This is a genomic window from Pseudomonas paeninsulae (genome assembly GCF_035621475.1).
GTDB lineage: Bacteria > Pseudomonadota > Gammaproteobacteria > Pseudomonadales > Pseudomonadaceae > Aquipseudomonas > Aquipseudomonas paeninsulae.
The window spans coordinates 512,396-539,144 of the sequence record NZ_CP141799.1; the positions used below are offsets into that span (position 1 = coordinate 512,396).

A 26,749-nucleotide genomic window follows, 5' to 3' on the forward strand; every position below is an offset into this window, starting at 1 on the left:
CAGACCTGGACTGGAGTAAGGTATGAGCCCTTGTGAAAAGACTCCCGCCAGTGGCGACTGCCTCGCGCCGGTGCTCGAGATTCTCACGCTCCCGCAATGTTATCCCGCTGCCCTGGCAGCGTAATTTGGGCAATGAGTCCTATGTGGTCGCGCATCCTCTTTCTGCTACTGGTGTGGCCGCTGTTTGCCTGGGCTGAAAACCCGGTGCTGCCCCTGCGCCCAGTCTTCACGGGCGAGCAGCAGGCTTGGCTCGCGGAGCATCGGCAGCTGCGCGTAGGTCTGCTCATGCAAGCGCCCTGGGCCTTGTACGACCGCCGTCTACAGCGGCTTTCCGGGGCTAACGTCGAGTTGATGACGCGCGTGCTGCAGGGCATGGGCGTCGAGCCGGTGTGGTTGCGCTACGCCGATCAGGACGAGCTGGATAGCGCATTGCGCCGCGGCGAGGTCGACCTCGCGCCGGGGCTGCAACAGACCCCGTACGGCCTGCGCCTGTGGCTCTATTCCGTACCCTACATGCGGGTCCCGCATCTGGTGGTGGGTGCGCAGCGCGGCATCAGTGCGGTCGACCTCGACCGCCTTGGCTACGATGAGCTGGTCGCGGTGCGCGAGCCAAGCCCGGTGTTCGAGTACCTGTACAAGACCCACAACAACCTGCGGCTGCAGGCGGTGAGCTCGGAGCGCGTGGGCTTGTTGCGCGTGTTGCGCCAGGAGGTCAGCTACGCGGTGGTCGACGAGGCGCGGCTCAGTCTGCTGCTGCGCGAGCCGCAGTTCGCCGCCCTGAGCATCGTCGGCGATATCGGATTGCCGCAGTTGCTGCGCATCGCCAGTCGGCGCGACGAACCGCTGCTGGCGAAAATCCTCGAGCGGACCCTGGAGGCCATGCCCGGACGCGAGATCGAGCACCTGCGTGAGCGCTGGCTGCCGTTGAAATACCCGCAGATTGGCGAATCCCTGGCTTTCTGGCGGGGTCTCGCGCTGCTCCTGCTGTTGGCCTTGCTCAGCGCCGCGGCCGTCGTCCTGCACCTGCGCCAACAGCGCCGCGATCTGGAGCGGCGGCTGCTCGGTGTGCGCCAGGAATTGAGTCAGCGCGAGGTGGCCGAGCAGGCCCTGCGCCTCAGCCAGTTCTCCATCGACCACAGCACCGTGGGCATTCTCTGGGTCAATTGGGACAGCCATGTGCGTTATGCCAACCGCGCCGCCGAGGACATGCTCGGCTATGCCAGCGGGGCGCTGGTGGAACGGCCGTTACAAGCCCTGGAACCGAGCCTGAATATGGATCGCTGGTTGAGCCTGTGGAAGCTGGCGCGCAGCAGCGACGAGGCCTTGCCGGGTTTCGAGGTCGAGTGCCTGCGCGCCGATGGCAGCGGCTTGCCGGTGGACGTGTCGTTGAGTTTCCTGCGTTTCGACCGGGCGGAATACCTGGTGGTGTTCCTCGCCGATGTGACCGAGCGGCGCCGCGCCCGCGCTGCCCTGCAGGAGAGCGATGCGCGGCTCAAGGGCATCGCCGGCAATGTACCCGGCCTGGTGTTTCGCCTGGAGCGTGCCGCCGTCGAGCAAGCGGTGGTGTTCGCTTACATCAGCGAAGCCAGTGCCGAGCTGGTCGGTTATCCGGCCGTCGAGTTGCAGCGCGCCGACCGCGGGATTCGCAGCCTGGTGCACCCCGACGACCAAGCCAGCTACCGGCGCACCCAGGGCGCGGCCCTGGCCGGCGACAGCGACTGGCAGTGGCAGGGACGAATTCTCACCCGCGCCGGACAGCTGCGCTGGGCCGATATCAAGGCCACCGCGCGCCGCCTGGACGAGGGCCGGGTGGTGTGGGATGGGATCGTCTGGGACATCACCGAGAACAAGCAGGTAGAGCTGGCGCTGGGCGAATCGCGGGCGCACCTGCGTGAGCTGTCGGCGCATCTGGAGAGCGTGCGCGAGGAGGAGAAGGCGCGCATCGCCCGCGAGGTGCACGACGAGCTGGGCCAGGTGCTCACCGTGCTCAAGTTGGAAACCGCCATGTGCGAATTGGTCTGCTCCGGCCAGTTGCCAGAGCTGGATCGGCGCCTGCAGAACATGAAGCGCCTGATCGCCCAGCTGTTTCAGCTGGTGCGCGATGTGGCCACCGCGCTGCGTCCGCCCATTCTCGATGCCGGCATCGCCTCGGCCATCGAGTGGCAGGTCCGTCGCTTCGAGGCGCGCACCCAGATCCCGTGCATGGTCGAGGTGCCGGAGAACCTGCCGAAGCTCAGCGATGCCAAGGCCATCGGCCTGTTTCGCATTCTGCAGGAGGCGCTGACCAACATCATGCGCCACGCCGGCGCGCACAGCGTGCAGGTGAGCCTGCGTCTGGAGGACGGCGAGCTATGCCTGTGCGTCAGCGACGACGGCAAAGGCTTCGCGCCCGAGCAGCGCAAGCCGGGGCAGTCGTTCGGCCTGGTCGGCATGCAGGAGCGGGTATTGATGCTCGGCGGCCAGTTGCAGATTGACAGCCAGCCCGGCGAGGGGACTACGCTGTGCGCACGCGTGGCAGTGGCCGAGGAGGCAGTGGCGTGATTCGAGTAATGGTGGCTGAAGACCACGCCATCGTGCGTGAAGGCATCAAGCAGTTGATCGGCATGGCCCTCGACCTCGAGGTGGTGGGCGAGGCCGGCAATGGCGAGCAGTTGCTCGAGTGCCTGCGCAAGACTGCCTGCGACGTGGTGCTGCTGGATATCAGCATGCCTGGGGTCAATGGTCTGGAGGCGATTCCGCGGATTCGCGCACTGGCCAATGGACCGGCGATCCTGGTGCTGTCGATGCACAACGAAACGCAGATGGCTGCCCGCGCGCTCAAGGTCGGCGCGGCCGGTTATGCGACCAAGGACAGCGACCCGGCCCTGCTAATCACGGCCATCCGCAAGGTGGCCGGTGGTGGCCGTTACATCGATCCCGATCTGGCCGATCGCATGGTCTTCGAGGTCGGCCTGACCGATTCGCGACCGCCCCATGCCCAGCTCTCCGAGCGTGAATTCTCGGTGTTCGAGCGCTTGGCACGTGGTGAAGGGGTCAACGACATCGCCCTGCATCTGGCGATCAGCAACAAGACCGTGAGCACCCACAAGGCGCGTCTGATGCAGAAGCTCGGGGTGCACTCGATGGCCGACCTGGTGCGCTATGCCTTGGAGCATCGCCTGGTGTGAGAGGTCTTGAACACACGCTCGCCGACTGCGCCACGCTCCAAGTGCTCGCGGCGGCATTGCGCCTGGAGGCGGCCTGGCGACGGCGCTGGATATTTTCGCCACCGCTGCGCCGGCACGCCGAGCGCCCGCTGCCTGGCGGGTACCCTCGGTTTTTGTAGGGCAATGCCTACACGAAACTCTCCGTTGATCTGATGCCAGGTCGTCATCCTGCCCGATTTTTTCAGTACTGCGCTGCGCCTAGTCTGTATCCAACGACGTACAGACAACAACAAAGGGTGCGGTGATGTCCGAGTCTCAGGCAAACGATGTGTTGGTGAGCTTTCGCGGTGTGCAGAAGAGCTACGACGGCGAACTGTTGATCGTCAAAGATCTCAATCTGGATATCCGCAAGGGTGAGTTCCTCACCCTGCTCGGGCCTTCGGGTTCGGGTAAGACCACCAGCCTGATGATGCTGGCCGGTTTCGAGACCCCGACCGCCGGCGAAATCTTCCTCGATGGCCGCTCGCTAAACCGGCTGCCGCCGCACAAGCGTGATATCGGCATGGTGTTCCAGAACTACGCCCTGTTCCCGCACATGACAGTGGCCGAGAATCTGGCCTTCCCCTTGTCCGTACGCGGTATGTCGCGCACCGACACCAAGGAGCGGGTCAAGCGCGCGCTGTCCATGGTGCAGCTGGACGATTTCCGCAATCGCTATCCCGGCCAGCTGTCCGGCGGCCAGCAGCAGCGCGTTGCCCTGGCCCGCGCACTGGTGTTCGAACCGCAGCTGGTGCTGATGGATGAACCCCTGGGCGCCCTGGACAAGCAGTTGCGTGAGCACATGCAGATGGAGATCAAACACCTGCATCAACGCCTGGGTGTGACCGTGGTCTATGTGACCCACGATCAGGGCGAGGCGCTGACCATGTCCGATCGGGTGGCGGTGTTCCATGAGGGCCAGATTCAGCAGATCGCCGACCCGCGCAGCCTCTATGAAGAGCCGCATAACACCTTCGTCGCCAATTTCATCGGTGAGAACAACCGCCTCAATGGTCGACTGGTCAGCCAGGATGGCGATCGCTGCGTAGTCAGCCTGGAGCGCGGCGAACAGGTCGAGGCGCTGGCGATCAATGTCGGCCAGCAAGGCGCGCCGGTAACCCTGTCGATCCGTCCTGAACGCGTGCGCTTGAACGGTGCCAGCGAAACCTGCCGCAATCGATTCTCGGGTCGTGTAGCGGAGTTTATCTACCTCGGCGACCACGTCCGGGTGCGCCTGGAAGTCTGTGGCAAGAGCGACTTTTTCGTTAAACAACCGATTGCCGAACTCGACTCTGCCCTGGCAGTCGGCGATGTCGTGCCCATCGGTTGGCAGGTTGAGCACGTGCGCGCGCTCGACCCGTTGTCAGGGGCTCACTGATCCTTACGCGTAATCCCAAACCAGCACAGTGGAGAAAACAACAATGACCAAGATTCTCTCTCTCACCGCCCTTGCATTGGCAGTGACCTGCACGGCCTCGGCGATGGCCGCCGACCTGACGGTGATTGCCTTCGGCGGCGCCAACAAGCAGGCGCAGATCAAGGCCTTCTATCAGCCCTGGGAAAAGAGCTCGGGCGACAAAATCATCTCCGGTGACTACAACGGTGAGATGGCCAAGGTGAAGGCCATGGTCGACACCAATAGCGTGTCCTGGAACCTGGTGGAAGTGGAGTCGCCGGAGCTGTCGCGCGGCTGTGACGAAGGCCTGTTCGAGGAACTCGACCCGGCTCAGTTCGGCAGCGCCGACGACTTTATCCCCGGCGCAATCCAGCCCTGTGGCGTTGGCTTCTTCGTCTGGTCCACGGTACTGGCCTACAACGCCGACAAACTGAGCACCGCGCCGAGCGGCTGGGCCGACTTCTGGGATACCGAGAAATTCCCAGGCAAGCGCGGCCTGCGCAAGGGCGCCAAATACACCCTGGAATTCGCCCTGATGGCCGACGGCGTTGCACCGAAGGATGTCTACGGCGTGCTGGCGACCAAAGAAGGCCAGGATCGCGCGTTCGCCAAGCTCGACCAGATCAAGCCGAGCATCCAGTGGTGGGAGGCCGGTGCCCAACCGCCACAGTTCCTCGCCTCCGGCGACGTAGTCATGAGTTCGGCCTACAACGGCCGGATCGCCGCAGTTCAGGACGAAAGCAACCTGAAGGTGGTGTGGGACGGTGGCATCTATGACTTCGATAGCTGGGCCATTCCCAAAGGTGCCAAGGACCTGGACGCGGCGCAAAAATTCGCCGTGTTCAGCTTGCAGCCCAAGCAGCAGCAAGCCTTCGCGGAAAATATTGCCTACGGCCCGGCCAACAAGCAGGCGCTGGCATTGCTCGACTCTACGCGACTGAAAGACATGCCGACCGCGCCGGCAAACATCGCCAACCAGGTGGCCATCGACGTCACCTTCTGGGCTGACTACGGCGAGCAACTGGAGCAGCGCTTCAACGCGTGGGCCGCGCGCAACTAAGCATCATTCCGGTAGAGCCCCTCTCCCTGTAGCGGCGAGGGGCGTTCCCCCCTGAATTTCGGAGTTCGCTATGGCCATTGCAGTGCCCCTGACCGAGGTCGCCGGCCCCTCCCTGAAGAAACGCCTGGCGCGTGCTGAACGGGTCAATCGCCTGAAAGCTCAGGCGCTGATTGCACCGCTAGTACTGTTTCTCGTGCTGGTTTTCCTGGTGCCGATTGCCGCGCTGCTCTACAAGAGCGTGAGCAATCCCGAGGTTGTGGAGACCATGCCGCGCACCGTCGAGGCTATCGCCGACTGGGACGGCAAGGCGCTGCCCGCTGAGCCGGTCTATCAGGCGATCAGCCTGGACCTGGCCGAGGCACGCAAAAACAAGACCATTGGTGACCTGTCCAAACGCATGAATATGGAGCAGGCCGGCTATCGCAGCCTGATGATGAAAACCGCCCGCGCCTTGCCATTCAAGAGCGAGCCGGCGTCCTATAAAGAGGCGCTGGAGAACATGGATGAACGCTGGGGCGATCCGGCCTATTGGCAGGTGATCCGTCGCAATACCAGCAGTCACAGTCCCTATTACCTGCTGGCGGCCCTGGATCATCGCATCGACGATCTCGGAGAACTGGCGCCCGCCTCGCCGGACCAGGCGATCTACCTGGAAATCTTTGCCCGTACCTTCTGGATGGGCTTGGTGATCACGGCTATTTGCCTGCTGCTGGCCTATCCTTTGGCCTACCTGCTGGCCAACCTGCCAACCCGGCAGAGCAACTTGCTGATGATTCTGGTGCTGTTACCGTTCTGGACCTCCATTCTGGTGCGTGTGGCCGCCTGGATCGTGTTGCTGCAATCATCCGGCTTGATCAATGGGGCATTGCTCAGCATGGGCATCATCGATAAGCCCCTGCAGCTGGTGTTCAACCGCGCCGGGGTTTACATCTCCATGGTGCATATCATGTTGCCGTTCATGATCCTGCCGATTTACAGCGTGATGAAAGGCATCTCGCCGACCTATATGCGCGCCGCCATCTCACTCGGTTGTCATCCGTTCGCCAGCTTCTGGCGGGTGTATTTCCCGCAGACCCTGGCCGGTGTCAGCGCCGGGTGCTTGCTGGTGTTCATCCTGTCCATCGGCTACTACATCACCCCGGCGCTACTCGGCAGCCCGAGCGATCAGATGGTCAGCTACTTCGTGGCCTTCTACACCAACGTCAGCATCAACTGGGGGATGGCCACGGCACTGGGCGGTCTACTGCTGCTCGCCACCCTGATCCTCTACGTGGTGTACAGCTGGCTGGTAGGCGCAAGTCGCCTGCGCTTGAGTTAAGGAGAGAGTCGAGATGTTAAGCCCTTATATGTCGCCGATCGAACGCGTCTGGCATTACACCCTGCGCAGCATCTGCGCACTGGTACTGCTGTTTCTGATCCTGCCGGTGCTGGTGATCATTCCGCTGTCATTCAACTCCGGCAGTTTCCTGATCTACCCGCTGCAGGGCTTTTCCTTGCAGTGGTATCAGGACTTTTTCGAGTCTGCTGGATGGATGCGCGCCCTGAAAAACAGCTTGATCATTGCCCCTGCGGCCACCGTGATTGCCATGGTGTTGGGCACGCTGGCAGCGATTGGTTTGACCCGTGGTGAGTTCCGCGGCAAAGCCCTGGTCATGAGCCTGTTGATCTCGCCCATGGTGGTGCCCGTAGTGATTGTCGGCGTGGCCAGCTATCTGTTCCTCGCCCCGCTGGGCTTGGGTAACAGCTATATCTCGCTGATTGTGGTGCACGCGGTGCTCGGCGTGCCGTTCGTGATCATCACCGTGTCGGCGACCCTGCAGGGCTTCAACTACAACCTGGTGCGTGCCGCCGCCAGTCTCGGTGCTTCACCGCTCACCGCGTTCCGCCGGGTGACCTTGCCGCTGATCGCCCCGGGGATGATTTCCGGCGCGCTGTTCGCCTTTGCCACCTCGTTCGACGAAGTGGTGGTGGCCCTGTTCCTCGCCGGCCCGGAGCAAGTCACCCTGCCGCGGCAGATGTTCGCCGGTATCCGCGAAAACCTCAGCCCGACCATCGCCGCCGCCGCGACCCTGCTGATCGGCTTTTCCATCCTGCTGTTGCTGACCCTGGAATGGCTGCGCGGGCGCAGCGAGAAACTGCGTACCGAGCAACCCACCTGATCGCCACGAACACAAGAGAACCCGCATGAGCCTTGAGTTGAAGGACCCCAGCCTGCTGCGTCAGCAGGCCTATGTGAACGGCCAGTGGTGCGAAGCCGACAGCGGCGCGCGTACCGATATTTTCAATCCGGCCAATGCTGAAAAGATCGGCAGCGTGCCCAATATGGGCCGTGACGAAACCCGTCGCGCCATCGAGGCCGCGCAAGCCGCCCAGCCGGCCTGGCGGGCGCTGACCGCCAAGGAACGCGCCAATCGTCTGCGTCAGTGGTTCAGCCTGATCATGGCCAACCAGGAAGACCTGGCGCGGATCATGACCGCCGAACAGGGCAAGCCCCTGGCCGAGGCTCGTGGCGAGATCGCCTACGCCGCTTCCTTTATCGAGTGGTTCGCCGAGGAAGCCAAGCGCGCGTACGGCGATGTGATCCCCGCCCATGCTACCGACAAGCGCATCCTGGTACAGAAGGAGCCAGTGGGCGTCACCGCCGCCATTACGCCGTGGAACTTCCCCAGCGCCATGATCACCCGCAAGGCCGGCCCGGCTCTGGCGGTAGGTTGCGCCATGGTGCTCAAGCCGGCGCCGCAGACGCCGTTCTCGGCCCTGGCCCTGGCCGCTCTGGCCGAGCGCGCGGGTATTCCTGGCGGCTTGCTCAGCGTGATCCCGGCGGATGTCGCCAGCTCCCGTGAAGTCGGCGCCGAGCTGTGCGCGAACCCCATCGTGCGCAAGCTGTCGTTCACCGGTTCGACCGCAGTCGGCATCAAGCTGATGCAGCAGTGCGCGCCGACCCTGAAGAAGTTGTCGCTGGAACTGGGCGGCAACGCCCCCTTTATCGTCTTCGACGACGCCGACCTGGATGCGGCAGTCGAGGGCGCGATCATCTCCAAGTACCGTAACGCCGGGCAGACCTGCGTCTGCGCCAACCGCCTGTATGTGCAGGACAGCGTCTTTGATGCCTTCGCCACTAAATTGCAGGCGGCAGTTGCCAAGCTCAAGGTCGGCGACGGCATGCTTGAGGGCATCACCACCGGGCCGCTGATCAACGCCGAGGCGGTAGCCAAGGTCGAGCGTCACCTGGCCGATGCCCTGGAAAAGGGCGCCACCCTGGTCGCCGGCGGCAACCGCCTGGGCGGCAACTTCTTCGAGCCAACCATCGTCAGTGGCGTGACCGCCGAGATGGCGGTGGCGCGCGAGGAAACCTTCGGTCCGCTGGCGCCGCTGTTCCGCTTCAGCGACGAGGCCGAGGTGATCCGTCAGGCCAACGACACCGAATTCGGCCTGGCCGCCTACTTCTACGCCCGCGACCTGGGCCGGGTGTTCCGCGTGGCCGAGGCCCTGGAGTACGGCATGGTTGGCATCAACACCGGGGTGATCTCCACCGAAGTGGCGCCGTTCGGCGGCATGAAGTCTTCGGGCCTGGGCCGTGAAGGCTCTAAATATGGCCTCGACGAATACCTGGAAATCAAATACCTCTGCCTGGGCATCTAGTCAGTCGCTACTGCGCTTCGGTGATGCTGCGTTGGCGAGGCCGGGAAAAATGCTCATTGGCAACAGCCAACTGTGCTTTTTCCCGGCCTCGCCTGACCTGCGCTCGCTACGCTCCGTGAGAGTGATGTATCGGTCAGGCAAACGAATTATTTCCCCGTGGCCGGGAGGGCTGTAGCAGTCGATCATCGTATGCTGCTGCCGCGCTTACCCGGTCTGAACCACGCCGACCGATGAGCGGCGAATGAGGACATTATGAGCAAGACCAACGAATCCCTGATGCAACGCCGCACCGCCGCCGTCCCCCGTGGCGTAGGCCAGATCCACCCGATCTTCGCCGACCGCGCAGAAAACGCCACGGTCATCGACGTCGAAGGCCGCGAGTTTATCGACTTCGCCGGCGGCATCGCGGTGCTCAACACCGGCCACCTGCACCCGAAAGTCATCGCCGCGGTGCAGCAGCAGCTGACCAAGCTGACCCACACCTGCTTCCAGGTGCTGGCCTACGAGCCCTACGTCGAGCTGTGCGAGAAGATCAACGCCAAGGTGCCGGGCGACTTTGCCAAGAAGACCCTGCTGGTGACCACCGGCTCCGAAGCGGTGGAGAACGCGGTGAAGATCGCTCGCGCCGCCACCGGCCGTGCCGGGGTGATCGCCTTCACCGGCGCTTACCACGGTCGCACCATGATGACCCTCTCGCTGACCGGCAAGGTCGCGCCTTACTCGGCCGGCATGGGCCTGATGCCCGGCGGCGTGTTCCGCGCCCAGTACCCGTGCGAGCTGCACGGAGTCAGCACGGATGACGCCATCGCCAGCATCGAGCGCATCTTCAAGAACGACGCCGAACCGCGCGATATCGCCGCGATCATCATCGAACCGGTGCAGGGCGAGGGCGGCTTCTATATTGCGCCGAAAGACTTCATGCAGCGCCTGCGCGCCCTCTGCGACCAGCACGGCATTCTGCTGATCGCCGACGAAGTGCAGACCGGCGCCGGGCGTACCGGCACCTTCTTCGCCATGGAACAGATGGGCGTAGCCGCCGACCTGACCACCTTCGCCAAATCCATCGCCGGCGGCTTCCCGGTGGCGGGCGTGTGCGGCAAGGCCGAATACATGGATGCCATCGCCCCGGGTGGCCTGGGCGGCACCTACGCCGGTAGCCCGATTGCCTGCGCCGCGGCACTGGCGGTGATGCAGGTGTTCGAGGAAGAGCACCTGCTGGAGCGCTGCCAGGCAGTCGGCGAGCGCCTGGTCACTGGCCTTAAAGCCATCCAGGCCAAGCACAAGAGCATTGGCGAGGTGCGCGCCCTCGGTGCGATGATCGCCATGGAACTGTGCGAGGACGGCGATCTGCACAAGCCGAATGCCGCCCTGACTGGCCAGATTGTCGCCAAGGCGCGCGACAAGGGGCTGATCCTGCTGTCCTGCGGCACCTACGGCAACGTACTGCGGGTGCTGGTGCCGCTGACCGCCGAAGACGTCCTGCTGGACAAGGGCCTGGCGATCATCAACGAGTGCTTCGACGAACTGGCTTGATCGAGCGTTAGCGTGATAAACAAGACCCGCCTCGGCGGGTCTTTTGCGTGGTGGCGGCCGACTATCGTCCTAGCGGCAGGTCGCGATTCGCTCGGGTACAATGCGCCACTTTCGTGAATGCCACTGAGGTGCGCTATGCAACCCTTCGCCATCGCCCCGTCGATCCTCTCTGCCGATTTCGCCCGCCTGGGCGAGGAAGTGGACAAGGTGCTCGCCGCGGGTGCCGACATCGTGCACTTCGATGTGATGGATAACCACTATGTGCCCAACCTGACCATTGGCCCGATGGTCTGCGCGGCGCTGCGCAAGTACGGTATCACCGCGCCGATCGACGCACACCTGATGGTCAAGCCGGTGGACCGCATCATTGGCGACTTCATCGAAGCCGGCGCCAGCTATATCACCTTCCACCCGGAAGCCAGCGAGCATGTCGACCGTTCCCTGCAGCTGATAAAGGCCGGCGGTTGCAAGGCCGGCCTGGTGTTCAACCCGGCTACCCCGCTGGACGTGCTCAAGCACGTGCTGGACAAAGTCGACATGATTCTGCTGATGAGCGTCAACCCGGGCTTCGGCGGGCAGAAGTTCATCCCCGGCACCCTCGACAAACTGCGCGAGGCGCGCGCGCTGATCGATGCCAGCGGTCGCGAGATCCGCCTGGAGATCGACGGCGGGGTCAATCTGCAGAACATCCGCGAAATCGCCACTGCCGGTGCGGACACCTTCGTTGCCGGCTCGGCGATCTTCAGCCAGCCGGACTATAAAAGCGTGATTGATGCCATGCGTGCCGAGCTGGCCCAGGTGCGCGGGTGACCGCACTGCATAAGCTGTTTCAAGGCGAGTTGCCTCGCCTGGTGATGTTCGACCTGGACGGCACCCTGGTCGATTCGGTGCCGGATCTGGCGGCTGCGGTGGACAAGAGCCTGCTCCAGCTCGGACAGCCGGCGGCCGGAGTCGAGCAGGTGCGCGACTGGGTCGGCAATGGTGCGCGGGTGCTGGTGCGCCGCGCCCTGGCCGGTGGCCTGCAACACGAACATATCGACGATGGCTACGCCGAGCAGGCGCTCGAACTGTTCATGCAGGCCTATGCCGAGGGCCACACCTTGACCCGGACTTATCCGGGCGTACGGGAAACCCTCGACTGGCTCCGTGCACAACAGGTCGAGATGGCAGTTATCACCAACAAACCGGAGCGCTTCGTCGCGCCGCTGCTGGATGACAAGGGCCTGGGCAGTTATTTCCGCTGGATCATCGGCGGCGACACCCTGCCCCAGCAGAAGCCTGACCCGGCGGCCTTGCTGCATGTACTGCAACTGGCGCGAGTCGAGGCGCAGCAGGCGCTGTTTATCGGCGATTCGCGCAATGACGTGCTGGCGGCCAAGGCTGCCGGTGTGCCTTGCGTAGCGCTGAGTTACGGCTACAACCACGGTCGCCCGATCGCCGAAGAGGGCCCGCTGCGGGTGCTGGATGATTTGCGCCAGCTGCTGGTTGCCGGCTAAGCCGCGCGGGGCGAGTTGCTTAGGTCTGGCGGCTGCGCTAGTGTTGCCAGTCTTTACTCCTGCCTAAGAGAGCTCCGTGGTGGTTACCTGCACGCGCTGGTCCGCAAGAACCGGTATGAAAATCATCAAGGCCCTGGCCCGTTGGCGCTGGCGCCTCTGACCTGATCTTGGCCGCTTAAGCGGCGCGTTTGCACACGACCGATTTACCCTCAAGCCACGAGGCTGATATGACCCGCGAAGAATTCCTGCGTTTAGCCGCTGCCGGCTATAACCGCATTCCGCTTGCCTATGAAACCCTGGTCGATTTCGACACCCCGTTGTCGATCTACCTGAAGCTGGCCGATGAGGCCAATACCTACCTGCTCGAGTCGGTCCAGGGTGGCGAGAAATGGGGGCGTTACTCGATTATCGGCCTGCCGGCGCGCACCGTACTGCGCGCTTACGGCCACCGCGTCAGCATCAGCGTCGATGGTGTGGAGGTAGAGCGGCACGAGTGCGCCGATCCGCTGGCCTTCGTTGAGCAGTTCCAGGCGCGCTACCGGGTGCCGACCCTGCCCGGGCTGCCGCGCTTCAATGGCGGCCTGGTCGGTTACTTCGGTTACGACAGCGTGCGTTACGTCGAGCCGAAGCTGGCGGCGGGGAGCAATCCCGACCCGCTGGGTACCCCGGATATCCTGCTGATGGTGTCCGACGCCGTGGTGGTGTTCGACAACCTGGCCGGCAAGATGCACGCCATCGTCCTCGCCGATCCGGCCGAGGAGGGCGCGTTGGAACAAGGCCAGGCACGCCTGCAGGAGATCCTGTGCAAGCTGCGCCAGCCGATCACCCCGCGCCTGGGCGTCGACCTGAATGCCCCGCCTGGGGCCGAGCCGGTGTTCCGCTCCAGCTTCAGTCGCAACGACTACGAGCGCTCGGTCAAGGCGATCAAGGAATACATCCTCGCCGGCGACTGCATGCAAGTGGTGATTTCCCAGCGCATGTCGATTCCGTTCAAGGCCGCACCGATCGACCTGTACCGGGCGCTGCGCTGCATCAACCCGACGCCTTATATGTACTTCTTCAATTTCGGCGACTTCCATGTGGTCGGCAGCTCGCCCGAGGTGCTGGTGCGTCTCGAGGACGGCCTGGTCACGGTGCGGCCCATCGCCGGCACCCGTCCGCGCGGCGCCAACGAAGAGGCCGATCTGGCCCTGGAACAGGATCTGCTCGCGGATGCCAAGGAAGTTGCCGAACACCTGATGCTGATTGATCTGGGCCGCAACGACGTCGGTCGGGTGGCCAGCACCGGCTCGGTCAAACTCACCGAGAAGATGGTGATCGAGCGCTATTCCAACGTCATGCACATCGTCTCCAATGTTACCGGCCAGCTGAAGCCTGGCTTGAGCGCCATGGACGCCCTGCGGGCGATCCTGCCGGCCGGCACCCTGTCCGGAGCGCCGAAGATTCGCGCGATGGAAATCATCGACGAACTGGAGCCGGTCAAACGTGGCGTCTACGGCGGCGCCGTCGGCTACCTGGCCTGGAACGGCAACATGGACACCGCTATCGCCATCCGCACCGCGGTGATCAAGGACGGCGAGCTGCATGTGCAGGCTGGCGCCGGCATTGTCGCCGACTCGGTGCCGGCGCTGGAGTGGGAAGAAACCCTGAACAAGCGTCGCGCCATGTTCCGCGCCGTCGCGCTGGCCGAACAAACCGTCCCTGACCAGAACCAGCGCTGAGGAGTCCTGCCATGCTGCTGATGATCGATAATTACGACTCCTTTACCTACAACGTGGTGCAGTACCTCGGCGAGTTGGGGGCGGACGTCAAGGTGATCCGTAACGACGAGCTGAGTGTCGCCGAGATCGCCGCCCTGCAACCCGAGCGCATCGTGGTTTCGCCCGGGCCCTGTACGCCCAACGAGGCCGGCGTGTCGCTGGCGGTCATCCAGCACTTTGCCGGCAAGCTGCCGATCCTCGGCGTCTGCCTGGGCCACCAGAGCATCGGCCAGGCCTTCGGCGGTGAGGTGGTGCGCGCGCGCCAGGTGATGCACGGCAAGACCAGCCCGGTGTTCCACGAAAATATCGGGGTGTTCGCCGGCCTCAACAATCCGCTGACGGTGACCCGCTATCATTCCCTGGTGGTCAAGCGTGAAACCCTGCCGGACTGCCTGGAAATGACCGCCTGGACTCAGCTGGAAGATGGCGCGGTCGATGAAATCATGGGCCTGCGCCACAAGACCCTGCATATCGAGGGCGTGCAGTTCCATCCGGAATCCATTCTCACCGAGCAGGGCCATGAGCTCTTTGCCAACTTCCTCAAACAACATGGAGGCATGCGCGCATGAACATCAAGGAAGCCCTCAATCGGGTTGTCAGTCAGCTCGATCTAAGCACTGCAGAAATGCAGGATGTGATGCGCGAGATCATGACCGGCCAGTGTACGGACGCGCAGGTCGGCGCCTTCCTCATGGGCTTGCGCATGAAGAGCGAGACCATCGACGAGATCGTCGGTGCGGCGCAGCTCATGCGTGAGCTGGCCGCGCCGGTGCAGATCGAGGCCGAGCACCTGGTCGACACCTGCGGCACCGGTGGCGACGGCATGAATATCTTCAACGTCTCCACCGCGGCGGCCTTCGTCGTTGCCGCGGCCGGTGGCCGGGTGGCCAAGCACGGCAACCGGGCGGTCTCGGGCAAGAGCGGCAGCGCCGATCTGCTGGAGGTCGCCGGGGTCAACCTGAACCTGAGCCCCGAGCAGGTGGCGCGCTGTGTCGAGAGCGTGGGAGTCGGCTTCATGTTCGCCCCGGCCCACCATGGCGCGATGAAGTACGCCATCGGCCCGCGTCGCGAGCTGGGCCTGCGTACCATCTTCAATATGCTCGGGCCGATGACCAATCCGGCCGGGGTCAAGCATCAGGTGCTGGGGGTGTTCAGCAAGGCGCTGTGCCGGCCGTTGGCCGAGGTGCTGCAGCGTCTGGGCAGTGAGCATGTGCTGGTGGTGCATGCCCAGGATGGTCTGGATGAGATCAGCCTGGCGGCACCGACCTTCGTTGCCGAACTGAAAAACGGTGTGGTCAGCGAGTACATCATTCAGCCGGAAGATTTCGGCATCAAGAGCCAGAGCCTGATCGGTTTGACCGTCGATGACGCCGAACAATCGCTGGCACTGATCCGTGATGCGCTAACCAAGCGCAAGGGCGAGCAGGGCCAGAAGGCGGCCGACATGATCGTGCTGAATGCCGGGGCGGCGCTGTATGCCGCCGATTTGGCCAGCAGCCTGAAAGAGGGTGTTGAACGGGCCCATGATGCGCTGCATACCGGGCTGGCCTGGGAAAAGCTGCAGGAGTTGGTGTCCTTTACCGCGGTATTCAAGCAGGAGAGTCAAGGGTGAGCATTCCAACCATTCTGGAGAAGATCCTTGCCCGCAAGGCCGAAGAAGTGGCTGAGCGTCGCGCCATCGTCGGTCTCGCGGAAGTCGAGCAGCAAGCCCGTGCCGCCGATACCCCGCGGGGCTTTGCCCGGGCCTTGCAGGAACAGGCCAAACGCAAGCAACCGGCGGTCATCGCCGAGATCAAGAAGGCTTCGCCGAGCAAGGGGGTGTTGCGTGAGCTATTCGTCCCGGCGGACATCGCCCGCAGTTACCAGGCCGGTGGGGCGACTTGCCTGTCGGTGCTGACCGACGAGGATTTCTTCCAGGGCGCCGACCTCTACCTGCAGGAAGCACGCAACGCCTGCGGCCTGCCGGTGATCCGCAAGGATTTCATGATCGACCCCTACCAGATCGTCGAATCCCGTGCCCTGGGCGCCGATTGCGTACTGTTGATCGTCGCGGCGCTGTCCGATGCGCAAATGGCCGAATTGGCGGCGACCGCCAAGGCCTTCGATCTCGATGTGTTGGTCGAAGTGCACGATGGCGATGAGTTGGAGCGGGCGTTGAATACCCTGGACACCCCGCTGGTGGGAATTAACAACCGTAACCTGCATACCTTCGAACTCGACCTGGAGACCACGCTGGATCTGTTGCCGCGAATTCCGCGTGACCGCCTGGTGGTGACCGAGAGCGGCATTCTCAATCGCGCCGATGTCGAGCTGATGGAAATCAGCGAGGTGTATGCTTTTCTGGTCGGCGAAGCCTTCATGCGTGCGGAAAATCCAGGGATCGAACTGGAGCGGCTGTTCTTTCCCGAGCGCCGGCGGATGATCGCCAGCCCTGCGGTGGACTGATCGCTGCGAATAACAAAAAAGCCGGCGCATGCGCCGGCTTTTTTATACCTGGAGACTTCAGCGGGTGCCGAACACCACCATGGTTTTACCTTTGACGTTGACCAGGCCTTGTTCATCCAGGGCCTTGAGCACGCGACCGACCATCTCGCGCGAGCAGCCGACGATGCGGCCGATTTCCTGGCGGGTGATCTTGATCTGCATACCGTCCGGGTGAGTCATGGCGTCCGGCTGTTTGCACAGGTCGAGCAGGGTGCGCGCGACGCGGCCGGTGACATCGAGAAACGCCAGGTCGCCGACCTTGCGCGTGGTGTTGCGTAGGCGTTCGGCCATCTGGCTGCCGAGGGCGTAGAGGATGTCCGGGTCTTGCTGGGTCAGTTCGCGGAACTTGGCGTAGCTGAGTTCAGCCACTTCGCATTCGGTCTTGGCGCGCACCCAGGCGCTGCGCTCCTTCTCCGCACCGTCCTTGTCGAACAGGCCCATCTCGCCGAAGAAATCCCCGGGATTGAGGTAGGCGATGATCATTTCGCGGCCATCGTCGTCCTCGATCAAAATGGTGACCGAACCTTTGACGATGAAGAACAGGGTTTCGCAGCGATCGCCTGCATAGATGATGGTGCTCTTCGCCGTATAACGGCGGCGGTGACAATGTGCGAGGAGTTTGTCGAAATTCTTGATTTTAGGTGTAAGGGTAATTGCAACCATGCCCGAGTCCCGAAAATAAAAAGGTAAGCCCTTGTCTGACAGGCAATTTCTTATAGTTATCTGGCCAGTGTGCCAGTAATCCGGCGTCAGCTTAACAAACACGCCAAGGGCCGGGTCGTTTTTGCGACCTGGCTAGCATCTTGCCGCGGAACTTCCGCCCAGAAGGCTGAAGTCAGGCCGTGAAAAGGGCTGTGATAAGCTGCGCCCCTTTTTAACAGCGGAGGCTTGCTAATGAAAGCGCGCATTCAATGGGCCGGCGAAGCCCTGTTTATCGGCGAGTCTGGCAGTGGTCACGCGGTGGTGATGGATGGCCCGCCGGAGAGCGGTGGGCGTAACCTGGGTGTGCGCCCGATGGAGATGTTGCTGATCGGTCTGGGCGGTTGCAGCAACTTCGATGTGGTCAGCATCCTGAAAAAATCCAGACAGCCGGTCGAGAGCTGTGAGGCTTTTCTCGAGGCCGAACGGGCCAGCGAAGAACCCAAGGTGTTCACCAAGATCCACCTGCACTTCGTGGTCAAGGGCCGAGGCTTGAAAGAGGCGCAGGTCAAACGTGCGGTGGAGCTGTCGGCGGAGAAGTATTGCTCGGCCTCGATCATGCTCGGCCGTGCCGGTGTCGAGATCAGCCACGACTACGAGATCATCGAGCTGGGTGAAGCCGCTATAAGCGCCAAGCCATAAGCTGCAAGTGAAAAGCATAAGGGCGCCAGCGGCGCCCTTTATGCTTTTGCCATCATCTTGCTCGCAGCTACAGCCGATAGGCGCTCTTGGTCATGACCTTGGACAGCAGGGTCATGCCGATTTTTACCGGCGTCGGGAAGCGCATGCCGCCGGCCTCCAGGGCACTGGTGGCATGGCGTTCTTCATCGAGGCGCATCTGCTCGAGGATCGCCCGTGACTTGTCGTCGTTTAGCGGTAGCTGTTGCAGGTGTTGGCTGAGGTGTTTGACCACCTGATCTTCGGTAGCGGCGACAAACCCCAGGCTGATCTTGTCGCTGATCAGGCCGGCCACGGCGCCGACACCAAAAGACAGACCATAAAACAGCGGATTGAGTACGCTGGGGTGGCTGCCGAGTTGGCGGATACGTTGCTCGCACCAGGCCAGATGATCGATTTCCTCAGCGGCGGCATGCTCCATGGCGCTACGTACCTTAGCGAGCTTGGCGGTCAGCGCCTGGCCCTGGTACAGCGCCTGGGCGCATACCTCGCCAGTGTGGTTGATGCGCATCAGGCCGGCGACATGCCGCGCGGTCGGTTCATCCAGTTCGGTCTCCGCCTGCACGATGGCCGGCGAGGGACGACTGGGCTGGCCGCTGAAAGGCAGCAGGGTACGCAGGGCCGCGTCCGCTTGCAGGAACAGGCGGTCTACGGGGGAGTAGTGACGTTCGCTGGCCATCGGGCACCTCCGGCGAAAAGAGAGTGGCAAGTTTACCCCAATCGCTGTGCCGCGGCTTGACCGGCGTCAGGGCCGTTCGGCAGGGCTGGAGTCGTTGCTCAGCCCGGCGGCCAGGTCATCTGCCGTTGACCAAGGACATGCATATGAATGTGGTAAACGGTTTGTCCGCCCAATTCATTGCAGTTCATCACCACGCGAAAACCTTCTTCGCAGCCTTGTTCTTTGGCCAGGCGCTGAGCGGTATAGAGAATGTGCCCGGCCAGGGCTTTGTCGTCTTCGCCGAGGTCGTGGAGGGTGTGAATGTGCTTTTTCGGGATCACCAGGAAATGCACCGGGGCCTTGGGGCCGATATCGTGAAAGGCGATCACTTGATCGTCCTCATAAAGCTTGCGCGCGGGTATCTCACCGGCGACGATCTTGCAGAACAGACAGTCCATGGCACAGTCTCCTGGCCTGTTGATTGAGGCCCGAGTCTAGCAGGCCGTTGAAAAATGTAGCGAGCGACGGATAGGCAAGGCGCAATTGGCCGAAAAAGCGCAGTTTACGTGTTGTAAATGAGCATTTTGACGGGGGCGCCTAGACTGGGCTCGCACGCGAGGACGATTGACTCGCTATGCTCGCCCTGCGGGCCAGCCTTCGGCTGTTACTCCGCTTCGCTACGTTGCAACGCCGCATAGCCAAGCGCAGTAGTTTTTCAACGGCCTGCTGACGGGCTGGGTTGATCCCGGCCAGATGGCCGTCACAAGGAGCGGGTGTGAAGAACGATATCCATGATCTGGGCCTGGTGCTCGACTCCAGGGTCAAGCTGATCCTCATCGAGTCCTGGGATGAGCCGCGCGTGCTGGAAACGCTGACCGGTCTGGCGGTCAAGCGTGGCCTCGGCTTGCACACCTGGTCGGTGACCGAAGGCCTGCAGCGCCTGGGCTTCGGCGGTGAGCCGCTGGGCGAAGGTGCGAGCCAGGAGCCGGAGGCCGCGTTGCGGCTGATCAAGGCCGATCCGCAGGCGAATCTGTATGTGCTGTGCGACCTGCATCCGTTTCTCGCGGACAACCCCAGGCTGGTGCGCTTGCTCAAGGAAGTCGCCATGCGCGATACGCCGCAGGCGCCAACTCTGGTGCTAGTTTCCCATGCCTGCAAGCTGCCGGCGGAGGTGCAACGCTTGGCCGCGCGCTTCAGCCTGGCGCTGCCGTCGGAAGATGAGTTGCTGGCGATCGTGCGCGAGGAAGCCAGCCGCTGGAGCGAGCGCAATCGCAATGCCCGGGTGCGCACCGATAACCGTACCTTGCAGCAGGTGGTGAAGAACCTGCGCGGCTTGAGTCATGGCGAAGCGCGGGTGCTGGCGCGCAATGTGATCTGCGATGACGGCGCGATAACCCAGGAGGATTTGCCGGAACTGAACAAGACCAAGTTCCAGCTCCTGGATCTTGAGGGGGTGCTGAGCTTCGAGTACGACACCGCACGCTTCGCCGAGATCGGCGGCTTGAGCAACCTGAAGCGCTGGTTGGCCGAACGCCAGGGGGTTTTCCTCGACGGCCAGGGCGTCGACCTGCCCAAGGGCATGCTGCTGGTCGGCGTGCAGGGTGGTGGCAAGAGTCTGGCCGCCAAGGCCGTGGCCGGATTGTGGGGCTTGCCCCTGCTGCGTCTGGACTTTGCCTGCCTGTACAACAAATTTTTTGGCGAGACCGAGCGCAACCTGCGTGAGGCCTTGAGCCTTGCCGAGCAGATGGCCCCCTGTGTGCTGTGGATCGATGAGATCGAGAAAGGCCTGGCCAGCGGCGAGCATGACGGCGGCGTCAGCCAACGTGTGCTTGGCACTCTGCTGACCTGGATGGCCGAGCGCAAGGCGCCGGTATTCATGGTGGCGACCGCCAACGCCATCGAGCGTCTGCCGCCGGAACTGGTGCGCAAGGGGCGGTTCGATGAACTGTTCTTCGTCGACTTGCCCGATCAGGCTGTGCGCGCGGAGATCTTCCGCATCCACCTGGCGCGACGCGAACTGGAACCCGCGGGGTTCGATCTGCACCTGCTGGCGAGTGCCAGCGCGGGGTTCTCCGGGGCAGAGATCGAGCAGGTGGTGGTCAGCGCCCTGTATGCCGCCCAGGCGCAACAACAGGCGGTCGATCAGGCCTTGCTGCTGCACAGCATTCAGAGCACTGCACCCTTGTCGGTGGTGATGGCCGAGAACCTCAATGCCTTGCGCGCCTGGGCTCACGATCGTACGGTCTTGGCCTAATCAGCTGCGGTTGAACGTCCGGTTGAGCCGCGCCGCGACTTTGCGCACCAACCAGCGCGGTGCCAGGCGCGGCGCCATGGCCTGCAGCCGATTGCGCCAGCCGGGGATGATGAGCGCGCGGTTTTTATCCAGCGCCTTGAGCGTGATCAGCGCCACCTCCTCGGCGCTGATCATCCGTTTGTCGTGTTCCGGCTGTGCGCTGTCCGCCTGTACCGAGCGGAAGAGTGCGCTGCGCATAGGCCCCGGACAGAGGACTGAAACGCGAACGCCGTATTCCTTGAGTTCTTCACGCAGGCCTTCGGAGAAGTGCAGGACGTAAGCCTTGCTCGCGTGGTAGTTACTCATCCATGGGCCGGGATGAAATCCCGCCAGCGAGGCGACATTGAGAATTTGCCCGCTGCCCTGTCCGGCCATCACCGTGCCGAGCGCATGGCAGAGTCGGGCGAGAGCGAGGACGTTCACCTCGATCAGTTGCTGCTCGCCGCGCCAGTCCTGAGCGACGAAGGCACCACAAGTGTCCACCTCGGCGCTGTTGATCAGCAGGTCGATGGACAGCTCGCTCTGTTCCAGTTCATGCAGCAGGCCGGAGATTTGCAGTGGTTCGGCAAGGTCGCAGGCGCGGAACAGGACTTCCACGGCAAAGCGCTGGGTCAGCTCGCAGGCGATGCTGTCCAGTGCATCGCGTTGCCGTGCAACCAGGATCAGGCTACGCCCGCGACGTGCCAGGGCTTCGGCCAGAGCCAGGCCGATACCACTGGAGGCTCCGGTTATGAGGGCGTAACGAGGCATGAGGTTTCTCCGGGAGGGCGGGCCTGGCCTCATGCCGCGATGAGGGTTGCGCTGCGAGTCAGAAGCCCGTGCGGTTCACATAATCCTGGTAGGCGGGCAGGGTGATGGCTGCCAGGATGCCGAGTACCGGGACCAGTAGCCAGAGCAAGGCCAGTACCTTGACCGCGCGGCTGTTGGGCGGTGCTGGTGGGCCGTAGCGATTCGCCGCGGTTGTGCCAGGAATGACCAGCATCAACAGGGCGAAGACGCCACCGACGACCGGTACCAAGTTGATCAGCCAGAGCCAGCCGGACCAGCCGATGTCATGCAGGCGCTGCACGCCGATCTGTACGCTGACGACCATTATGCCGATGCCAACCACGGCTATCAGGATGCCACCGATTATTTCGGAAATGGCCAAGCCCATGCTGGCCACGCCGAACAGGGCCAGCGCCGCCAACAGCAGCATCAGCGACCAGGCCAGATAGCGCAGGCGGCCGATGCGCCCGTTGATGCTGAATACCTCGAGCTCGCCGAACTCCGGCAGTGCTTCTGCCACTGTCGCCAGAGGTGTTGCGTAGGGTGTATTGGCGGTCTTGCCGATATCGCCGGGCTGCTGAGGCTGGACTGGTCGTGTGTTCTCGCTGAGCGCAGCCTGACGGGCGATAAATTTTTCGATGATGATGCCGCAGGCAGCGCATTTCGCCGCCTTGGTTTGCAGGTGCCCGCACTTGGGGCAGGTCATCTCGACGCTGGCATTGTTTGCCGCATCGTCAGTGCGGTGATTCTCGGTGTCGACCAGACTCAGGCTGGCGGCCAGGTCCGGCTCCTTGCGTGCCTTGGCGCCCGCGCGATGCAGGGCTGCGAGGTATTGGTCGGCCTCGCTCTCCTGCAGATCGCGTTTGATGGCGATGGGAGTGCCGCTGAATAGCGCGTTGATCCGCGTGCGGTCGCTCTTGAACAGGCGTGCAAGGTTGTCTTGGGCGGTTTCCAGCGCGACTTCCGGCATTAATTCGCCATTGAAGACAATCTTGAAGCGGGCTTGGGTCATGCGAGTGTCCTTGTCGGCGCTATGGGTACATGGCCACTACAGCCTAGCGGGCCTGCAGGGCTCTGAACAAGCAGGCTGGAGCACAAATATGCTGGTTGCTTCACAGGTTTGCGTACGTCGTCCTGCGGCTGACAAAACCTCCAGGGTGTAATCGGCATAGTTTGCTGAAGCGGCCCTGCAGCTTCAGCGCAGTGGTGACGTGGCCGCCGTTATAGGTGATAGGCGTATTGGCAGTTCTGCCGTTGCGCTTGGCCAGGGCGAGTTCAGTGTATGGGGCGCGGCTGGCGATCTGACTGCTGGGTGAGTGCTTCAGCGCGACCAGCGCTGCTGCAGAAGTTGGGCCCGCCGCTGCGCATCGCGGTATTCACGATCCAGGCGCGCCACCAGCGCATCGACGCTCGGCAAATCGGCGATGCTGCCGACGCCCTGGCCGGCCGACCACACGGTTTTCCAGGCCTTGGCCTCGTCGCTGATCGGTTTGAGCTTCTCGCCGTAGTCGATCTCGCCCTTGTTTTGCAGCTGCTTGAGATCGTAGCCGGCCAGTTCCAGACTCTGGCGCATGAAGCTGGCCGGCACGCCGGATACCGCTGGGGTGTGGAGGATGTCGGCAGCCTGGGCATCCACAACCATCTGCTTGTAAGCCGCCGGAGCGTTGTTCTCCTTAGTGGCGATAAAGCGGGTGCCGAGGTAGGCCAGGTCGGCGCCGAGCAATTGCGCGGCGAGAATTTCATGGCCGTGATTGAGGCAGCCAGCCAGCAGCAGGGTCTTGTCGAAGAACTGGCGGATTTCCGCAATCAGGGCAAAGGGGCTCAAGGTGCCGGCATGACCACCGGCGCCCGCAGCGACCGCGATCAAGCCATCGACCCCGGCTTCTGCGGCTTTCTCCGCATGGCGGCGGGTGGTCACGTCGTGGAATACCAGGCCACCGTAGCTGTGTACTGCATCGACCACTTCCTTGGCCGCGCCGAGACTGGTGATGACGATGGGCACGCGCTGTTCGATGCAGATCGCCAGATCGGCCTGCAGGCGCGGATTGCTGCCGTGTACGATCAGGTTGACCGCATAGGGCGCGGACTCGGCCTGCAGGCCGGCTTCGATCTCTTCCAGCCAGGCCTTGAAGGCACCGCTGTCGCGCTGGTTGAGCGCTGGAAAGCTGCCGACGATGCCGTTATGGCAGCAGGCGAGGACCAGTTGCGGGTTGGACACCAGGAACATGGGGGCGGCCACCACGGGCAGGCGCAGGCGTTGTTCGAGCAGGGCGGGAAGGCTCATACGGATTCCTTGGGCAGATTCAGAAGGGTTTGACCACGACCAGGATGACGACCGCGAGCAAGACCAGCACTGGCGCCTCATTGAACCAGCGGTAGAACACGTGGCTGCGCCGATTCTCGCCACGGGCGAAGCGCTTGAGCTGGGCGCCGCAGAGGTGCTGATAAGCGATCAGCAGGACGACCAGGCTGAGCTTGGCGTGCATCCAGCCCTGGCTGAAGTAGTAGTCGGGATTGAGGCTGACCAACCAAACACCGAAAATCAGGGTGGCGATCATCGAGGGCAGCATGATGCCGCGATACAGCTTGCGCTCCATTACGCAGAAACGCTCGCGACTGGTGTCGTCTGCGCTCATGGCATGGTAAACAAACAGGCGTGGCAGGTAGAACAGCCCGGCGAACCAGCAGACCATGGCGATGATGTGCAGGGCTTTGAGCCACAGATAGAACATTGTTCGACTCCCTGAATGATAAATAGGCCCGATAGTAGTGGCCTGGGTCCGATACGTCATCTGCACGGTTGGCCGTTGGCGGTTACGGCCTTATCATCGACGGCTTTCCAATGGCTTTTTGCAAGGGGCAAGTGATGGTCAAGGTCGGTATCGTCGGCGGCACGGGCTACACCGGAGTGGAATTGTTGCGCCTGTTGGCGCAGCACCCACAGGCGCAAGTTGCAGTCATCACTTCGCGCTCAGAGGCGGGCTTGCGCGTCGACGAGATGTACCCGAACCTGCGCGGTCACTACCCTGACCTGGTCTTCAGCGTCCCGGATATCGCAACTTTGGGTGCCTGCGATGTAGTGTTCTTCGCCACTCCGCATGGCGTCGCCCATGCCCTGGCCGGCGAGTTACTGGCGGCCGGTACCAAGGTGATCGACCTGTCTGCCGACTTTCGCCTGCAAGACGCCGAAGAGTGGGGCAAGTGGTATGGCCAGCCCCACGGCGCGCCGGATCTATTGCCAGAGGCGGTTTATGGTTTGCCAGAGGTCAACCGCGAAACAATCAAACAGGCGCGCCTGATCGCCGTGCCCGGTTGCTACCCGACCGCTGCACAGTTGGGCTTTATCCCGCTGCTGGAAGCCGGACTGGCCGACACTTCGCGGTTGATCGCCGACTGCAAGTCCGGAGTCAGTGGCGCCGGGCGCGGTGCCAGCGTCGGTTCATTGTTCAGCGAAGCGGGTGAAAACATGAAGGCCTACGGCGTCAAAGGGCATCGTCATCTGCCGGAAATTTGCCAGGGTTTGCGCCGTGCGGCTGGCTCCGAGGTGGGGCTGACCTTCGTGCCGCACCTGACCCCGATGATTCGCGGCATCCATGCGACCTTGTATGCGACCGTGGCGGACCGCTCGGTCGATCTGCAGGCACTGTTCGAGCAGCGTTATGCCAGCGAGCCGTTCGTTGATGTGATGCCGCCCGGCAGTCACCCGGAAACCCGCAGCGTGCGAGGGGCCAACGTTTGTCGCATTGCCGTGCACCGCCCGCAAGATGGCGATCTGGTGGTGGTGCTGTCGGTGATCGACAATCTGGTCAAAGGTGCTTCCGGCCAGGCAGTGCAGAACATGAACATCCTTTTCGGGCTTGATGAGCGCCTGGGGCTGTCCCACGCGGCCATGCTGCCCTGATGCCCGGCTGGGAAGTCCGTCCCAGTGATCCGCGACGTGCAGGCCGGATGCGACTGGTACTGCTGTTGTTGCTCCTGGCTATTCCTGCCTCGTTCTATGGAGGAACCTGGTGGCAGTTGCACGCAACCCGGACGATCGAGGTTGAGTACCAGCCGCTGCAGAAGCGCTTGATCGCGCTGGAGCAGGAGCTGGATCAGCTGCGCCAACGCCTGATTGTGGCCAGCAGTGGCGAGAAAGTGGCACAGCAGGCCAACGAGCAGAGCCGGTTGACCATCAAGCTGCTTGAAGAGCAGATCTTCAAACAGCAGCAAGACCTGGCCTTCTACAAAGGCGTGCTGGCGCCAGCCAGTCGTCGGGAAGGGTTACGTATTCGCGCCTTTGAGTTGCAGGCCACGGACAGGCCGGGGCACTTCCGCTACAAAATACTCCTCAGCCGGGTGGGCAAGGACGACAAGCCGCTTGACGGCCAGTTAGTGGTAACAGTGGAGGGGCGTCAGGGCGGTAAGGCGGTCAGTTTGGAACTGGCCGCACTGACGCAAGACTTGCCCGATCAGTTCAGTGGTCAGATGATTCCCTTTGCTTTCAAGCATTTCCAGGCTATTCCTGAAGCTGGACGCTTCGCCGAGCTGAAGTTGCCTGACGGCTTTACTGCGCATCAGATCAGGGTGCGTGCCGAGATCAAAGGCGAAAAGCCGTTGGAGCGGACATTCAAATGGATCGACCAGGAGTGACAGCCTTCCATGTGGAATAAAGACAAACGCAAGACCGACATGCAGCGCTTCACGGGCAAGACCAGCCTGATCGCCGCGGGGGCGGAGCTCAACGGAGACTTACGCTTTCACGGCGCGGTACAGGTCGATGGGCGGGTCTGTGGCGATCTGCAGACCAGTGAAGGCATGGTTCGAGTCAGTGCCGAGGGGCAGGTTGAAGGTGAGATTCGCGCCCCCCGTATAGTGATCGACGGCGAGGTTATCGGCGATGTTTACGCCAGCGAGCACCTCGAGTTGGGTAGTCGCGCGCGCGTGTGCGGTAATCTGTATTACGGCTTGATGGAAATGGCCATGGGGGCGCAGATCGAAGGGAGCATGCGTCCACTCAAAGAGCAGCCGCGACCTTTGGAGTTGTCGGAAAATCTGGTTACTGCAGAATAGTTGACCGCTTTTGTAGGGTAAGGGGATAATGCAGGGCCTCAACGC

General features: G+C 62.8%; 25 protein-coding genes and 1 pseudogene. 19 read left to right on the plus strand and 7 right to left on the minus strand.

All coding sequences use genetic code 11. The annotated features are described in order from the left end of the window. The first annotated feature begins 132 nt into the window (after positions 1-132). The 14 genes and pseudogenes from VCJ09_RS02210 to trpC all read left to right on the plus strand — a co-directional run bounded on the left by VCJ09_RS02210 (position 133) and on the right by trpC (position 16,517). Complete coding sequence (locus VCJ09_RS02210) at positions 133-2,541, plus strand: PAS domain-containing sensor histidine kinase (RefSeq protein WP_324732977.1); 2,409 nt, start codon at positions 133-135, stop codon at positions 2,539-2,541. Between the two features lie 8 nt (positions 2,542-2,549). After that, a complete protein-coding gene (locus VCJ09_RS02215; protein ID WP_177345296.1) occupies positions 2,550-3,167 on the plus strand; it encodes a response regulator in 618 nt (205 codons plus the stop codon). A gap of 283 nt (positions 3,168-3,450) precedes the next feature. Further along, on the plus strand, positions 3,451-4,563 hold the full coding sequence (locus VCJ09_RS02220; RefSeq protein ID WP_079204481.1) for an ABC transporter ATP-binding protein: 1,113 nt from the start codon (positions 3,451-3,453) through the stop codon (positions 4,561-4,563). A 43-nt stretch (positions 4,564-4,606) separates the two neighbouring features. Then, positions 4,607-5,641 (plus strand): ABC transporter substrate-binding protein, encoded by a 1,035-nt coding sequence (locus VCJ09_RS02225; protein WP_324732978.1) that lies wholly within the window; start codon positions 4,607-4,609, stop codon positions 5,639-5,641. Positions 5,642-5,711: 70 nt separating this feature from the next. After that, complete coding sequence (locus tag VCJ09_RS02230) at positions 5,712-6,959, plus strand: ABC transporter permease (protein WP_324732979.1); 1,248 nt, start codon at positions 5,712-5,714, stop codon at positions 6,957-6,959. A 13-nt stretch (positions 6,960-6,972) separates the two neighbouring features. Beyond that, complete coding sequence (locus VCJ09_RS02235; protein ID WP_079204484.1) at positions 6,973-7,800, plus strand: ABC transporter permease; 828 nt, start codon at positions 6,973-6,975, stop codon at positions 7,798-7,800. A gap of 25 nt (positions 7,801-7,825) precedes the next feature. After that, positions 7,826-9,283 (plus strand): NADP-dependent succinate-semialdehyde dehydrogenase, encoded by a 1,458-nt coding sequence (gene gabD, locus VCJ09_RS02240; protein ID WP_324732980.1) that lies wholly within the window; start codon positions 7,826-7,828, stop codon positions 9,281-9,283. 252 nt (positions 9,284-9,535) lie between these two features. After that, the gene (gene gabT, locus VCJ09_RS02245; protein WP_324732981.1) at positions 9,536-10,816 is read left to right on the plus strand and encodes a 4-aminobutyrate--2-oxoglutarate transaminase; all 1,281 of its coding nucleotides are present in this window, start codon (positions 9,536-9,538) and stop codon (positions 10,814-10,816) included. Between the two features lie 135 nt (positions 10,817-10,951). Beyond that, entirely contained in the window at positions 10,952-11,626 is a 675-nt protein-coding gene (rpe, locus tag VCJ09_RS02250; protein WP_079204487.1) for a ribulose-phosphate 3-epimerase, read from the plus strand. Beyond that, positions 11,623-12,472: pseudogene (locus VCJ09_RS02255) on the plus strand (phosphoglycolate phosphatase). The gene rpe and the pseudogene VCJ09_RS02255 overlap by 4 nt, the downstream one beginning before the upstream one ends. A gap of 67 nt (positions 12,473-12,539) precedes the next feature. Then, complete coding sequence (gene trpE, locus VCJ09_RS02260; RefSeq protein ID WP_324732983.1) at positions 12,540-14,033, plus strand: anthranilate synthase component I; 1,494 nt, start codon at positions 12,540-12,542, stop codon at positions 14,031-14,033. An 11-nt stretch (positions 14,034-14,044) separates the two neighbouring features. Continuing rightward, entirely contained in the window at positions 14,045-14,641 is a 597-nt protein-coding gene (locus VCJ09_RS02265) for an aminodeoxychorismate/anthranilate synthase component II (RefSeq protein WP_324732984.1), read from the plus strand. Beyond that, the gene (gene trpD, locus VCJ09_RS02270; protein ID WP_324732985.1) at positions 14,638-15,684 is read left to right on the plus strand and encodes an anthranilate phosphoribosyltransferase; all 1,047 of its coding nucleotides are present in this window, start codon (positions 14,638-14,640) and stop codon (positions 15,682-15,684) included. Before VCJ09_RS02265 ends, trpD begins: the two co-directional genes overlap by 4 nt. Next, positions 15,681-16,517: an indole-3-glycerol phosphate synthase TrpC gene (gene trpC / locus VCJ09_RS02275; protein WP_324732986.1), complete on the plus strand. Its 837-nt coding sequence runs from the start codon at positions 15,681-15,683 to the stop codon at positions 16,515-16,517. Before trpD ends, trpC begins: the two co-directional genes overlap by 4 nt. 57 nt (positions 16,518-16,574) lie before the next feature. Here trpC and crp read toward each other — a convergent pair whose 3' ends face one another. Beyond that, positions 16,575-17,219 carry a cAMP-activated global transcriptional regulator CRP gene (gene crp, locus VCJ09_RS02280; RefSeq protein WP_079204493.1) on the minus strand — a complete coding sequence of 215 codons (645 nt, stop codon included), beginning with the start codon at positions 17,217-17,219 and terminating at the stop codon, positions 16,575-16,577. Between the two features lie 231 nt (positions 17,220-17,450). On the opposite strand from crp, the gene VCJ09_RS02285 reads away from it, so the two are divergent. Continuing rightward, on the plus strand, positions 17,451-17,897 hold the full coding sequence (locus tag VCJ09_RS02285) for an OsmC family protein (RefSeq protein WP_079204494.1): 447 nt from the start codon (positions 17,451-17,453) through the stop codon (positions 17,895-17,897). Between the two features lie 67 nt (positions 17,898-17,964). On the opposite strand, the gene coq7 is transcribed toward VCJ09_RS02285, so the two are convergent. Continuing rightward, the gene (gene coq7, locus VCJ09_RS02290) at positions 17,965-18,612 is read right to left on the minus strand and encodes a 2-polyprenyl-3-methyl-6-methoxy-1,4-benzoquinone monooxygenase (RefSeq protein WP_324732987.1); all 648 of its coding nucleotides are present in this window, start codon (positions 18,610-18,612) and stop codon (positions 17,965-17,967) included. A gap of 98 nt (positions 18,613-18,710) precedes the next feature. Further along, positions 18,711-19,049 carry a histidine triad nucleotide-binding protein gene (locus tag VCJ09_RS02295; protein WP_079204495.1) on the minus strand — a complete coding sequence of 113 codons (339 nt, stop codon included), beginning with the start codon at positions 19,047-19,049 and terminating at the stop codon, positions 18,711-18,713. A 317-nt stretch (positions 19,050-19,366) separates the two neighbouring features. Here VCJ09_RS02295 and VCJ09_RS02300 point away from each other — a divergent pair, with 317 nt between their 5' ends. Then, positions 19,367-20,845 carry an AAA family ATPase gene (locus VCJ09_RS02300; RefSeq protein WP_324732988.1) on the plus strand — a complete coding sequence of 493 codons (1,479 nt, stop codon included), beginning with the start codon at positions 19,367-19,369 and terminating at the stop codon, positions 20,843-20,845. Here VCJ09_RS02300 and VCJ09_RS02305 read toward each other — a convergent pair whose 3' ends face one another. The 4 genes from VCJ09_RS02305 to hemJ form a co-directional block, all read right to left on the minus strand. Further along, on the minus strand, positions 20,846-21,634 hold the full coding sequence (locus VCJ09_RS02305) for an SDR family NAD(P)-dependent oxidoreductase (protein WP_324732989.1): 789 nt from the start codon (positions 21,632-21,634) through the stop codon (positions 20,846-20,848). Between the two features lie 58 nt (positions 21,635-21,692). Then, a complete protein-coding gene (locus tag VCJ09_RS02310; protein WP_324732990.1) occupies positions 21,693-22,664 on the minus strand; it encodes a DUF805 domain-containing protein in 972 nt (323 codons plus the stop codon). A gap of 309 nt (positions 22,665-22,973) precedes the next feature. Continuing rightward, positions 22,974-23,936: an NAD(P)H-dependent flavin oxidoreductase gene (locus VCJ09_RS02315; protein WP_324732991.1), complete on the minus strand. Its 963-nt coding sequence runs from the start codon at positions 23,934-23,936 to the stop codon at positions 22,974-22,976. A 19-nt stretch (positions 23,937-23,955) separates the two neighbouring features. Beyond that, the gene (hemJ, locus tag VCJ09_RS02320) at positions 23,956-24,384 is read right to left on the minus strand and encodes a protoporphyrinogen oxidase HemJ (protein ID WP_324732992.1); all 429 of its coding nucleotides are present in this window, start codon (positions 24,382-24,384) and stop codon (positions 23,956-23,958) included. Between the two features lie 134 nt (positions 24,385-24,518). Between hemJ and argC the strand changes: the two genes are divergently transcribed. From argC to VCJ09_RS02335, 3 genes are read left to right on the plus strand one after another with little or no spacing between them, the layout of a single operon-like run. Continuing rightward, the gene (gene argC / locus VCJ09_RS02325) at positions 24,519-25,553 is read left to right on the plus strand and encodes an N-acetyl-gamma-glutamyl-phosphate reductase (protein WP_324734577.1); all 1,035 of its coding nucleotides are present in this window, start codon (positions 24,519-24,521) and stop codon (positions 25,551-25,553) included. A 47-nt stretch (positions 25,554-25,600) separates the two neighbouring features. After that, a complete protein-coding gene (locus tag VCJ09_RS02330) occupies positions 25,601-26,284 on the plus strand; it encodes a DUF6776 family protein (protein WP_324732993.1) in 684 nt (227 codons plus the stop codon). A 9-nt stretch (positions 26,285-26,293) separates the two neighbouring features. Continuing rightward, on the plus strand, positions 26,294-26,704 hold the full coding sequence (locus tag VCJ09_RS02335; RefSeq protein ID WP_324732994.1) for a bactofilin family protein: 411 nt from the start codon (positions 26,294-26,296) through the stop codon (positions 26,702-26,704). The last annotated feature ends 45 nt before the right edge of the window (positions 26,705-26,749 follow it).